We start from the raw sequence: 13,542 nt of genomic DNA, 5'->3' as shown, positions 1-13,542 counted from the left end.
CCTCTATTTTAAACTTCTATTCGATTGGTGTCTATCGGAATCTAATTTCCTAAATACACACGAATCATTGTATCCCCTGGTAACCTTTGATCACCCTTAGGTAATTGGTTGATTACTTTGTTTCCCTCACCGATAATCTCTAATTGAAAATGCTGCAAATTCTTTCTTACATCCTTTATATCTTGGCCAATTAAGTTTGGAACATCATAATATCTTGTGTCATCATAACGATATTCTAACTCCAGTTGATCTTTTCTTTTTTCTACTTTTAAATACTGCAAAGTATCTTCCATAATGCCTTTTACGATTGGCGCAGTAACTAGACCTCCGAATTGTATCCCTTGCGGATTATCGACAGCTACATAGACTACCACTTCTGGCTTATCAGCAGGGGCGAATCCAATAAAAGATACTATGTGATTATTCTTTAAATACCTTCCATCTGGGCCTACTTTCTGTGCAGTTCCTGTTTTTCCTCCCACACGATAACCATCAATGTAAGCATTTTTACCAGTTCCGTTCGCTACTACGCTTTCTAATGTCAGTCGCACTAGTTCTGATGTTTCCGCACTAATGACCCGTTCACCTTTTTCCAACTCATTTTTAATGACATACATGTTCGTGACAGGATCTTTCCAACCTTTGACGATATGTGGTTGTACCTTTTGCCCACCATTTATGATAGCAGATACTGCTGCAACTTGTTGAATCGGAGTAACCGATACCCCCTGCCCAAAAGCAGTAGTTGCTAATTCTAGTGGCCCTACTTGCGAAGGTTTAAATAATAGACCAGAAGCTTCTCCTGGTAAATCTATATTTGTTTTTTGGCCAAAACCTAATTTCCGAATATAGGAGAATAGTAACTCTTCTCCTAATCTCTGTCCCAATGTTACGAAACCAGGGTTGCAAGAGTTCTCAACTACTTGTAAAAAACTTTGTTGCCCATGCCCGCCTGCTTTCCAACAACGGATTCTATGATTTGCCACAAGAATAAATCCAGGATCAAAAAAACTCTCCTTTAAATTCACCTTACCTTCCTCAAGTGCGGCAGCGATAGTCACAATCTTAAAGGTTGATCCGGGCTCAAAAGTTTTCCAGATTGCTAGATTACGATTATATACTTCTTGCGGATAATTTTTGTAATCACTAGGAAAATACGTAGGGCGGTTTGCCATCCCGAGTACTGCCCCAGTATTCGGATTCATTACTAAGGCAACAATGCCTTCGGGATTATATTTCTCTATTGCCTTATCTAACTCTCTTTCTACAAACTTCTGAATATTCAAATCAAGTGTTAATACGAGGTCAAGCCCATGGATTGGTTCCTTATAGAAATCTCTTTCATTCGGTATTTCTCGACCCTTTGCATCTGAGAAAAATGAAATACTTCCCCTTTGGCCTTTCAACTTATCGTCATACACTAATTCAATGCCGGTCAGTCCTTGATTGTCAATTCCAGTAAAACCCAGTACATGCGCAGCTAAACTGCCGTAGGGATAGTAGCGCCTATTCTCTTCTGTTAGAGCAATCCCCGGTAATCTTAACCGTAAAATTTGATTTGCGACATCCTCACTAATTTTTCTTCCACCTGGGGCTAGGTATACCATCAATGTTCTTTTACTAATCAACTGAAATATCTTTTCTTGTGACATATTAAGGATAGGCGCCAATTTTTCTGCAGTCATTTCTTTATCTTTTATTTGTGCTGGTATTGCAATTACAGTAGGAGCACTAATATTGTACACGAGTTCTTTCTCTGATTGATCAAGGATTTTCCCTCGTTTCCCTTCCACAGGAATATCCCTTCTCCATAGATCTTCGGCTTTATCTGTTAGCCAATGAGTCTTATACAACTGTAAATACCCCAAACGGAAAATTAATCCAACAAAAATAAATATGACCATTAGTAAAACTATATACGTCCGTTTTCTAATGATCATATGTGTAACTCTCATGATAAGCAGTCCCCCTCTTAAGACAAAACTCTCGCTCTTAAGAAAAATTATTCATTGGAGGACGGGTTTAGAACGTTGACAGATTTCGGCTGTAAATTAATTCGGATGACGTCACCTTTTGAGTATGCACTTTCTACCGGTTTACTTTGCTCTACTACATAACCTTCACCAATCAATTCATATTTCATATCTAGTATTTGTAAAAGCTCTATAGCTTCTCTTTTTGACATACCATCAAATTTAGGAATTAATAGCGCCATAGGTGATACTTCGCCCTTTTCACCGCCAGTGACAAAAATAATTTCAGTCTCTTTTGGCACAATTTCGTTTTTTCGTAGATTTTGTTTTACTACATAATTTCCGTTACCTATTAGCTTTACTATTAGTCCCTTTTCTTCTGCGTCGATAATCGACTCGGTAACAAATTTCCCAACATAGGCATCAATTGTTACATGGTCTTCAGTCATTACTAGACGATGTTCTTCTTTAGCTTTGATTCCTAAATAATGCAAAGAATCTTGCATTATTTCTTTAAAGATTGGTGCAGACACCGTACTACCATAGCTATCAGAGGAGTTCGGTTCGTCAACAGCTATATAAATGATAAGTTTCGGTTGATCTGCTGGTGCAAATCCAATGAACGATACGATATGGCGATCATCGCGATATACACCATCGGATCCTACCTTTTGTGCTGTTCCAGTCTTACCTGCCACACGATAACCATCAATTCTAGCCTTTGTCCCTGATCCATGATTTACCACTGACTCCATAGCCTCGCGCATAGTCTGTGCTGTCTGTTCTGAGATTACTGTATTGACTACGATTGGTTCATGTTTCTTTATAACTACCTTATGATTACCTTCCATCCGACTAATTTCTTTAATAATTGTTGGTTTTAATAGTTTCCCACCATTTGCAATAGCAGAAACTGCTTGTATTTGTTGTAGAGGTGTAACTGCAATCCCTTGTCCAAAAGAAGTAGTTGCGACTTCAATCGGATACAATCGACGATTGGCAAAGATATTCCCTTTCATTTCATTTGGTAATTCAATCCCTGATTGTTTACCAAATCCGAATTTCTCAATATAATGAAATAATTTCTCTTGTCCTAATTTCTCTAGCCCTAATTTGACAAAACCAACGTTACTAGAACGTTCTAGTGCTGTTAAAAAATCAATTTCACCAAATCCAATTCTGTTCCAAGTTCGAATTGTTCCACCAGGAACAGTTATACTACCATTGTCTACGAATTTGTCATCTAAACTCACTACTTTTTCTTCTAGGGCAGCTGCCATCGTTATCAATTTAAATGTAGAGCCAGGTTCAAACTGGCTTAATGCTAAATTCTGATAAATATTTTTGCTATCTTCCATCGTGATATGATTTAAGTTAAAATGTGGACGATTTGCAATAGCTAGGATTTCTCCAGTGTTTGGATCTGCTACAATTGCCGTAATATTTTTAGGCTTATATATATCCATTGCCTGATCAATGGCACGTTCTACATAATGTTGGATATTCTGATCAATCGTTAATACAATGTTATTCCCGTCTTGTGCTGGCTCGTAACTCTTTACTCCTGCTGGGATTTCTCGTCGGCGACCATCTGTTATGTACGAAATCTTTCCTTCAATACCCTTTAAATCATTATTAAATACTTGCTCAACACCAGTAACCCCTATTTCTTCTGCGTTAATAAACCCTACCACATGGGAAGCAAATGCTGAGTTTGGATAGAATCGAATTGTCTCTTCCATCGAAGAAATACCCGGGAGCTCTAACGCTTTGACTTGGTTAAGAACATCTTCCGATACTTTACGTCCACCTGGTCCTAATTCTACTTGATACCCTTTTCTAGTAATTAATTCATAGATTCTCTGTTCCGACATATTAATCACGGTTGATAATTTTCTAGCAGTATTCACAGGATCTATAATATCGTTAGGATGTGCAATAATTGTATAAGCCTTTGCGTTATACGCCAACCTACCACCATTTCTATCTAAAACCATCCCACGTTTTGGGGATAAGGTGCTATTCTTGTTCCATATTACAGCTGCTTCTTCTATCAATTGATCTGCTTGTACCACCTGTATATAGCTCACTCTAAAAATGACGGATAAAATAAGTACAGCCATTGCTAGTCCGATAGCAATGGCACGCCTGTTCACTCTTTTTTTTACTTTTTCATTAATTTGCGATTCCAACATAGTTAGATTCCACCTCAGCAACACGCACACGATGAATGATTTTCACTTTATCTGGAGGTGCTGTCATCATGCCGATATCATTTATTGCTATTTCATATACCCGTTCTGGGGATGATAATTCTGCAATTTTCATTTCCAATTGGGAATTCAATTCTTGATAAGAAACAATCTGTTTTTGTAATTCTTGCTTTTGGTAAGTTAATTCTGTTGCAATCACGTACTTGGAAACTAACACACCTGAGGCTGCAATAGATAAAGCAAGGAATACTAAAACTACTAGTTTATCAAATGTATGTAGGCCAACTTTACTTTGTAATCCTACCTTAGAAGAAATCCTAGTGTCAACAAACATATTCTGGTTGTATTTCATATCTTGTATCGAATACGCCATATTCTTAATGAACCTCCCATATTATCATAACTTTTCTATGACTCTAAGCTTTGCGGATCTTGCTCTAGGATTCCCTTCCACTTCCGTGTCAGATGGCTCTATTGCTTTACGATTTACTAGCTTGAAAGCAGATATTCTGCCACATGCACATTGAGGAAATCCTGGTGGACAAATGCACCCACCTACATATTTTTGAAATGTCTTTTTTACGATACGGTCTTCTAGAGAATGAAACGTAATGACTGCCATTCTTCCTCCAGCAGCTAATAATTGTATACCTTTATCTAAAACCTCTTGAAGTGCACCTAATTCGTCGTTGACGGCTATGCGGATTGCTTGAAAGCTTCGTTTCGCTGGATGAGGACCTGTTCTGCGCGCAGGAGCCGGAATCGATTCCTTGATAATTTCTACTAGCTCCCCTGTTGTTTCAATCGGTTTATTACTTCTATGTTTGATGATATCCTTAGCGATTTTTCTAGAGAACTTCTCTTCACCGTAAGCAATCAAGATGTGTGCGATATCTTTTTCAGACCATTGATTCACAATTTCATATGCTGTTAATGTTTGTTTGCGATCCATACGCATATCTAATGGTGCGTCATGGTTGTAACTAAAACCTCTTTCGCCTTCATCTAATTGTGGTGATGATACTCCCAAATCAAATAGTATTCCATCTACCTTTTCAAATCCTTGTTGTTGGATTACTTCATCTATGTACCGAAAATTCGTTTTTACAATACGAACAACCGATTGATAGTCAGCAAGCGCTGTTTTTGCATTCTCTATTGCTACATCATCTTGATCTAGGCAAATTAATACTCCAGTCGTCTGTAGCATATTTGCAATTTTTTTGCTATGGCCTGCGCCACCCAAAGTGCCGTCCACATAGACCTTGCCTGGTGTGACATTTAAAGCTTCTACTGCCTCATTAGCAAGTACCGTGACATGTTGGAAACTCATTGAACCGCTCCATTCATCCTACCATTTTCATACAAAAAAGATTTTATAATTCGAAATCCACTATTGTTTCTGCTATTTCTTCAAAAGATGCATCAGCAGCAGTAGAGTACTCTTCCCATCGTTCTTTACTCCAAATTTCCACCCTTGAGGAAACGCCGATAATTACACAATCTCGGTCAATCCCTGCAAATTCGCGAAGATTATTAGGAATGAGAACACGACCCTGTTTATCTACTTCCACATCAATGGCACCAGACAAGAGAAAGCGGGTAAAAGCACGAACATCCTTTTTCGTAAATGGTAGGGCTTTTAGTTTTAATTCTAGTTGTTCCCATTCTTTCCTTGGGTATACAAACAAGCAGTTTTCTAATCCGCGAGTGATAATAAACGTATCCCCGAGACCGTCACGCAATTTTGCAGGCATAATAATTCTTCCTTTTCCATCCATTGCATGTTGGTATTCTCCCATGAACACGTTCTTCCACTCCCCTTTCCCGAATTCATTCACCACTTTCCACCACTTTAAACCACTTTTATATACTTTTCTCTACAAAATAAAAAAATCCTGCATATATTATGCAAGATTTTTAATATTATTGAAAAATAGTTCTATTTTCCCGTTCTATTTCCAACTATCTAGGTACTTCGCTTGCTCATCTGTTAAAGAATCAATCGAAATCCCTAGAGCTTCTAGCTTATATTTCGCTACTTGTTCATCGATGATGTACGGAACATTCAATACTTGCTTGCCAATACTCTTATAATTCTCATTAACATACTTCAAGCTCATCGCTTGAAGAGCAAATGTCATATCCATAATCTCCGCCGGATGACCATTTCCAGCAGCTAAGTTCACAAGTCTTCCTTCTGCTAATAAATAAAGCTTTCTACCATCTTCTAATTGATATTCTTCAATATCTTTACGAACACGACGTTTACTAACAGACATAGCATCTAATTCGGGTTTATTAATTTCAATATCAAAATGACCAGCATTACACATGATTGCACCATTCTTCATGTTTTTGTAATGCACTCCACGAATTACATTAATATTGCCAGTTACTGTTACGAAATAGTCACCATGTTTCGCTGCTTCTTCCATATTCATCACTGCGAATCCGTCCATGATTGCTTCTGTTGCCTTAATCGCATCGATTTCAGTTACAATTACCTTAGCTCCTAATCCCTTAGCTCGTAACGCAACACCTTTACCGCACCAACCATATCCAATAACTACAACAGTTTTACCAGCGACAACAAGGTTCGTTGTATGGTTAACACCATCCCAGACGGATTGGCCTGTTCCATAGCGGTTATCGAATAAATATTTGCAAAATGCATCATTTACTGCAACCATTGGGAATTCTAATTCACCCTTGTTCTCCATTGCCTTTAAACGGACAATTCCTGTCGTTGTTTCTTCCGCCCCACCACGAACGTTTGCTAGTAAATCTCTACGCTCTGTGTGAAGAATTGAAACTAAGTCGCCACCGTCGTCAATAATTAAATCCGGTCCGAAATCCAAAGTTTTAAGCATCATATTATGATATAATTCTGGTTCTGGATTGTACATAGAGAATACATGTAAACCATCTTCCACTAGCGCTGCCGCAACATCATCTTGCGTAGAAAGCGGGTTACTACCAGTAATCGCTACTTCAGCACCGCCAGCTTGTACAACTTTCGCTAAGTATGCAGTTTTTGCTTCTAAATGAAGAGAAATTGCTACCTTCAACCCTTGGAATGGCTTTTCTTTTTCAAACTGCTCGCGGATGCGATTTAACACAGGCATATTTTGTTTAACCCAATCTATTTTTAAATGCCCTTCTGACGCTAATGCAATATCTTTAATAATACTCATCTTATACCCTCCTGATTTAATTAAGTTAAAACTACCCCAATTCATAGACAGTGTATATTATACAAAAAACTTGTCTATCCGTATATAGAAATTTAACTCAGCGGCGTTACTAATACTCCTATAAGCAGGAGTTAAGTGCCGACAAGCTTCGAAATAAGTGCAACTAGAGTTCAGATGGAGTAATACTCCATCTGAACTAAGTTTTCTTTATAGTGTGACCAGATAGTGCTCACCGTTACATGGGTGTGGCAGATTTAATAACTGATGAATCCATTGTTCACCGTAAGCATTAATCATTGTATAAACATTGATTGCTCTTTCTTGTAAAGAACCTTTCGGTAACACCACGTTCCAGATTAAATCCAGATCGTCTTTCATATGGTGATGCTTCTGCTCTGCTAATTGTAATAGTTGTTGTTTCATGGTATCCATTAGACGTAAAACTCGCTGCTCATGTGTACCATAAATTTGTTCAAGTTGAGCGTTAGAAAATAGTTGATCAGGCATCTTGTTTAAGTACTTTTTGTTTAAATCATACCATTCATTTTTGAACGCTTCGATATGTAGTTCCAATGAAAAGTCTTTATTAATATAGCTTTGTAACAACTCGTCCTTTCTATGCATGGAAGTATCCAGTAGGATTTCTTGTTCAGTTATACCGTGTTGAACAATCTTACTTCTCAGTTGCTCAGCAATATATGTGTATGAATTTCGTGCTAGAATAATCGGCATACGAAGTTCAAACAACGCAAATGTGCTTTTCATCTGGCCCCAATACATGATTTCTGCATTCCCACCGATATAAGCAATAGGTTGAAAAAGGAGTTCCTGCATGATTGGTCGTAATAACACGTTTGTACTAAACCGCTCTGGTTCATTTGCGACCCATTCAAACATATCTTTTACATCGTAAGTAGCTTCAATCCCTTTTATCGAATATCTATCCTGAGAATAACGAATAGCACGACGCTTATTACAATAGTTGATAAATAATCCGGTTGCTTGGTCTTCCTGCTTCACTTGTGGTTCATATCCAAGACTCGTGAAAACACGTTTCGACTTTAGGAATGCACTTTGAAGTTCTGAACTTCGCTGAATCATACTCTGGAGTATTGGAACTTCAAGCTTTCTTACAGACAGATCATGAGAATCAAAAATTAAAACTCCGTACTTTCCAAACATGCGCTGAATCAGCTTTGCAAACGCTACTACGACACTTTGCTCACTATATGCTTGCGTTAGCACCGAAATAACTTCTTTTTTATAAATACTATCAGGCAGCGTTACTTTTACTTGTGCGATTAATCCATCAATCTGATCATTCGATAATTGTACCTGTGACACAGACACTTTAGGTTTCTCAGTATTCCACGGTATAGTAATACGAGAAATCGCTTTTTGAGTGATAAAATACGTATGATCAATTTCATCGATATCGTGATCTTCCCCTGCAATCCAGAAAATCGGAACGATAGGCTGTTCTAGCCGTACACTATATGTATCGCATGCTTTTAATACCGAGATAATTTTATTAATAGTAAGTAATGGACCGGTAAATAATCCTGCTTGCTGTCCAGTTACCACAGTAAAGGCGCCTTGAGATATTAATTGTAAATTCTCATTTTGCTTCATTTCAATGCTTTCAGATAACCGTTGAATATAACTTCGTATCGTCTCGCTTAATGCACCACGGTCAACAAGAAGTGGGTGCTTACTTTGCATTTCTCGAATATTAGCAGTTCGCTCAAGTACACTTCTTTCATCTACACAACTATAATCATACAGCGAAAAAAATTGCTTCGAGAATTTTTTGTATTCTTTTATAAAAGGGGGTACTTGCGTATGAGTTAGTAGAATTTCCATTGAATTCCCTCACTTAAAAAAAACGGGACTAATGAAGTCCCGTTTAAGTTATCAATTATACAGTTGCATGTTTTCTAGGAACGTAATTGCAAAACGGTTCTTCATCCAGGTAATCGCCAGTTTCTGAGAAAGCTCGTGCACGACAACCCTCACAAACGTTCTTATATTCACAGATTCCGCATTTACCTTTTAAATTGTTATTATCACGAAGTTGCAAGAATACATCTGACTCTTCCCAGATTTGTTTCATTGTTTGCTCCGTCGCATTACCTGCTTGTACTGGAAGGTAGCCACAAGGTTGTACTCTTCCTTTATGTGACAAGAAGCATACACCAGTTCCCGCTAGGCATCCCTTAGTCATTGCAGACATACCGTGGGTCTTAGGAGTGATCTGAACACCTTCTTGCTTAGCCTTTTGTCTCATAATACGGAAATAGTGAGGCGCGCAAGTAGCTTTAATCTCAATAGGAACTTCCTTCGACTTGTCGTAGAACCACTCGAGAACGCGCTCATACTCGTCCGCCGGTAACATAGAACTTTCAGAGATTTCTACTCCACAACCGACTGGAACTAACATAAATGTATGAAGTGCTACAGCACCCTCGCGAATAGTTAGATCCATAATGTCTTCCATTTCCGCTACGTTATGCTTTGTAATGGTAGTATTGAACTGAATCTCTACACCAATTTCGCGTAAATTTCTAGCACCGCGTAACGCCTCATCGAATGAGCCCGGGATACCGCGGAACTCATCGTGTGTTTTTGCAGTAGCACCATCAAAGCTGATAGATACACGTTGAATCCCTACATCTTTAATCTTCTGTGCGATTTCTTTAGTAATCATAGTGCCATTAGAAGCCATTACGATACGTAAGCCTTTATTCGTACCATATTGTGCGATTTCAAAGAAATCCGGTCTATATAATGGCTCTCCACCTGTTAATACAACAATCGGGTTAGAGAATTCTACTAATTCGTCAATGATTCTAAAGCATTCTTTCGTCGATAGCTCATCAACGCTACGCTCTGGTTGCGCCGTCGCACGACAGTGAATACACTTCAAATTACAGCCTTCTGTTAATTCCCAGAAGATTAAGCGTAATTTGTGGCCCATATTCTTCATGTAATCCGTAACATCACCTTGGGTCATACCATGCATATGCTTACGAATTTCATGGATTGATGTATCTGAATGAGGATGAGACATATTGTAGTACCTCCTATGCTTTTTCCGTTAATCCGATTTCTTCATCTGTTAAATAGCAAGCTGGATCACTTTCCCAGAAATCGTTATGAATTGCGTGTGCACGAGAACGGAAGTTTCCATTACACATACTTAACCACTTACACTGAGAACAGCGACCTTTTAACAATGGCTGACGGTCTTTTAGTCCATTTAAAATTGGATGCTCTGCCTTAGACCAAATTTCACTAAATTTCTTCTCGCGGATGTTACCGAAAGTAATGTTTTGAGTAAACTGGTCAGGGTGGACGTTACCAAGATTGTCAACGTTACCAAATGCGATACCTGAACGATTACCGCCATTCGTCTTAATTAAGTTATAAATCTCATCTGCTTTATCTGGATATAATTCCTTCGCACGCAGGTATAGATAGATTGCGTCAGCATGGTTGTCCACCGTGAGAATTTCTTTCGTAATTCCACGCTTATGGAAGTCAACTGTACGCTCCATAATAATATCTAATGCATGACGACTCTCTTCATGCGTTAAGTCGTCGTTTACCATTTCATTTCCACGACCAGAGTATACTAAATGATAGAAACAAGCACGAGGAATGTTTTCTTCTTCTAGGAAATCAAAGATCTCATGAAGTTGGCGATAATTATGTTGATTAATTGTGAAGCGTAGTCCTACCTTTTGATCTACTTCAATACAGTTCTTTACAGCTTGTAGTGATTTTTCAAAAGCACCTGGCAGGCCACGGAATTCATCATGTACAGCACCGATTCCGTCGAAACTAATTCCAACATAACCAACACCGATTTGTTTCATTCTCTTCGCTACATCTTTATCAATTAACAAACCATTAGTAGAATACGTAACACGAATGCCTTTGCTAGCTGCATACTCAGCCAATTCAAATGTATCTGGTCTTACTAGTGGCTCTCCACCAGAGAATAATAACACTGGTACTTTAAAATTCGCTAAATCATCAATAAAGACTTTCGCTTCATCAGTAGATAATTCGCCTTCGTACTTTATATTCTCAGAAGCCGCATAGCAGTGTACACATTTTAAGTTACAAGTCTTCGTTGAAGTCCATACAACTACCGGTCCATGACCTGCTACTGCACCATTCGTTTGACCGTGTGAACCTTTCGCATAACGTAAGCTATCACCAAAGTTCTCACTACCACATAATAAACGTGAAATTCCTATCATTATTTACCCTCCTGAATTCTGCGAAATACATGCATATTTTTTATTTTAACACATAGTAAATTACTCTTTTTGTGTTGTTTGTGGCATTTTTGTGACTGTTTTTTAACGAGATTTCAAATATCTTACTTTTATCATACTTTCCTAATTATAAACAGTTTCGTATGTAATGCAAGTATACCGCAATAAAAGACACCATAATCGGTGTCTTTTTACATCCGCAACCATTAAATAAATGATTTCGTAACTCCTATGATAAATAGAGCAACATAGCAAATACACAATACTAAAAACCAAAGTCGAAGAGAACCTTTTAGGGATTTGTGGATATCTATTTGATTTTTTAACTTCCATTGTAAATAAATAAGTACCGCTAAAAAGGTAATCCAGATTATAAGTGTAATAAACACTCCAGATTGCAAATAACCAACCACTTGAAACATCACACTAACAGATACAAATAAAGAAAACGTAGTAACATGAATCGCTATATCAAATGCCTTCTTATTATCTTGATAGAACCATTTACTTATATTATATCCGAGGAAAAAAGCTAAAAATGGTAGTGTAAGTATAAACGCAAAGATTTTGGCTAGAAACTCCATCTACATCCCTCAATCTCATAAAAATTCACATGCATCATACATATAGTTTGACAAAAGGGTATCAATCTCCTGCATTTGATGCTTAAATTTTTATTAATTTTAGGACTTGATGGACTCATTCTTTTACTCTACGTAATTTTGTATGATTAAATAATTGGACTGATTCCCCAAAAGAATAGAATCGTTATAATGAGTCGGTATCCTTTGATCCACAATATAAATTTTATATTTCATCTCATATTCTTTCAATACTTCTTCGGCTTGCTTTGTGTCTTCTATAGAATCACAAATGACGAACTTATCACCATAATCCTTTATATTTTGTCCCTTGAGATCTGTCATAATGGAATCAATTACTACTTGCAAAGAATCTTTTGCTAGCGACATATCAATAGAATGTCCGTCAGGTGTAAGGTCAAAAAGAATAGCATACATAGTTTCATTACTCCTTTATAAGATTAATTTTACTTCTAGTTTTGTTTTTACTTATATAGTTCCTATTGTTTACTATCTATAGATTAGTATCTCCTAAAAATAGCTGTTCAACACATAGCAACTATGTGTTGAACAGCTATTTTATATAGACTCACTAAACCCGTTCTAGATTTCCATTTAAATCCATTTTAAACTTTGGCTTTTCTTCCACATAATCTTCCAGAACTGCTAGCTTTCTAGCTCGATCCATAATTTGAACTAGAGCTTTATAGTCTTCCGTAACGGAGTCATATTGATTTCTTTCCTTGCGTAGTGAAGAAAGCTCCTTATGTAAGGATTTGTTTTCTTCTTCTAACTCTGTCAATCTTTTCTCTAAGTACACATTGCGCTTTTTTAGTTCTTGGTGTTCATACTTCACATTCTTCAAATACTTTATTACATCTTCAAACTGTAAAGTTCCACCATGGGTGAAATTCACAGGGTTCGATTGATAGTTTTCCTTTTCTATTTTTATCGATTGGTGATACTCTATGTTTCTATCTTCTTTTCTTCTATTGTTTTTCTTCATTGCTTGTCTTTGAGCTTTGGCAATCTCTATACCTGCTTCATACTTCTTCCTGACTACACTATTCCAGCGGAAACCACAAGCAGCGCCGGTACGTGACAGTTTATCTCCGACTTCTTCAAAAGCCTTTAATTGTGTGCTACCTTCGCGAATGTGTCGTAATATAACTTCTGCTAATAGTAAATCATCTTCTTCTGTCCATGCATCCTGTCTATTAACTGTCAATTTTTATCCCTCCGTATTTCAACGTTGTTCATTAATTATATGAAATAATACAATTAGTAGAATA

The 13,542-nt window shown here is 37.5% G+C and carries 12 protein-coding genes; all 12 read right to left on the bottom strand.

What is annotated here, in order from left to right; genetic code table 11:
• Positions 1-41 precede the first annotated feature (41 nt).
• The 12 genes from BHU72_RS11655 to BHU72_RS11600 all read right to left on the bottom strand — a co-directional run bounded on the left by BHU72_RS11655 (position 42) and on the right by BHU72_RS11600 (position 13,478).
• Entirely contained in the window at positions 42-1,955 is a 1,914-nt protein-coding gene (locus tag BHU72_RS11655) for a stage V sporulation protein D (protein WP_069702805.1), read from the bottom strand.
• A gap of 47 nt (positions 1,956-2,002) precedes the next feature.
• Complete coding sequence (locus BHU72_RS11650; protein ID WP_069702804.1) at positions 2,003-4,168, bottom strand: PASTA domain-containing penicillin-binding protein; 2,166 nt, start codon at positions 4,166-4,168, stop codon at positions 2,003-2,005.
• Complete coding sequence (gene ftsL, locus BHU72_RS11645; protein ID WP_069702803.1) at positions 4,149-4,559, bottom strand: cell division protein FtsL; 411 nt, start codon at positions 4,557-4,559, stop codon at positions 4,149-4,151. The genes BHU72_RS11650 and ftsL overlap by 20 nt, the downstream gene beginning before the upstream one ends.
• Before the next feature lie 24 nt (positions 4,560-4,583).
• Entirely contained in the window at positions 4,584-5,519 is a 936-nt protein-coding gene (rsmH, locus tag BHU72_RS11640; RefSeq protein WP_069702802.1) for a 16S rRNA (cytosine(1402)-N(4))-methyltransferase RsmH, read from the bottom strand.
• Between the two features lie 43 nt (positions 5,520-5,562).
• Entirely contained in the window at positions 5,563-5,994 is a 432-nt protein-coding gene (gene mraZ / locus BHU72_RS11635) for a division/cell wall cluster transcriptional repressor MraZ (protein WP_069702935.1), read from the bottom strand.
• Positions 5,995-6,141: 147 nt separating this feature from the next.
• On the bottom strand, positions 6,142-7,383 hold the full coding sequence (locus BHU72_RS11630) for an adenosylhomocysteinase (RefSeq protein WP_069702801.1): 1,242 nt from the start codon (positions 7,381-7,383) through the stop codon (positions 6,142-6,144).
• Positions 7,384-7,590: 207 nt separating this feature from the next.
• Positions 7,591-9,246 (bottom strand): bacillithiol biosynthesis cysteine-adding enzyme BshC, encoded by a 1,656-nt coding sequence (bshC, locus tag BHU72_RS11625; RefSeq protein WP_069702800.1) that lies wholly within the window; start codon positions 9,244-9,246, stop codon positions 7,591-7,593.
• 55 nt (positions 9,247-9,301) lie between these two features.
• Complete coding sequence (gene ahbD / locus BHU72_RS11620; protein ID WP_069702934.1) at positions 9,302-10,369, bottom strand: heme b synthase; 1,068 nt, start codon at positions 10,367-10,369, stop codon at positions 9,302-9,304.
• Positions 10,370-10,466: 97 nt separating this feature from the next.
• Positions 10,467-11,651, bottom strand: a complete 1,185-nt coding sequence (nirJ1, locus tag BHU72_RS11615; RefSeq protein ID WP_069702799.1) for a putative heme d1 biosynthesis radical SAM protein NirJ1 — start codon at positions 11,649-11,651, stop codon at positions 10,467-10,469.
• Between the two features lie 224 nt (positions 11,652-11,875).
• A complete protein-coding gene (locus BHU72_RS11610) occupies positions 11,876-12,253 on the bottom strand; it encodes a DUF3397 family protein (RefSeq protein WP_069702798.1) in 378 nt (125 codons plus the stop codon).
• A gap of 123 nt (positions 12,254-12,376) precedes the next feature.
• Positions 12,377-12,688 (bottom strand): hypothetical protein, encoded by a 312-nt coding sequence (locus BHU72_RS11605; RefSeq protein WP_069702797.1) that lies wholly within the window; start codon positions 12,686-12,688, stop codon positions 12,377-12,379.
• A 154-nt stretch (positions 12,689-12,842) separates the two neighbouring features.
• Positions 12,843-13,478, bottom strand: a complete 636-nt coding sequence (locus BHU72_RS11600) for an RsfA family transcriptional regulator (RefSeq protein ID WP_069702796.1) — start codon at positions 13,476-13,478, stop codon at positions 12,843-12,845.
• Between the last annotated feature and the right edge of the window lie 64 nt (positions 13,479-13,542).

This window comes from Desulfuribacillus stibiiarsenatis, from assembly GCF_001742305.1.
In the GTDB taxonomy this organism is placed as follows: domain Bacteria; phylum Bacillota; class Bacilli; order Desulfuribacillales; family Desulfuribacillaceae; genus Desulfuribacillus_A; species Desulfuribacillus_A stibiiarsenatis.
The sequence above is the reverse complement of the archived record's forward strand: the minus strand, read 5'-3'. Positions and strand labels throughout refer to the sequence as shown.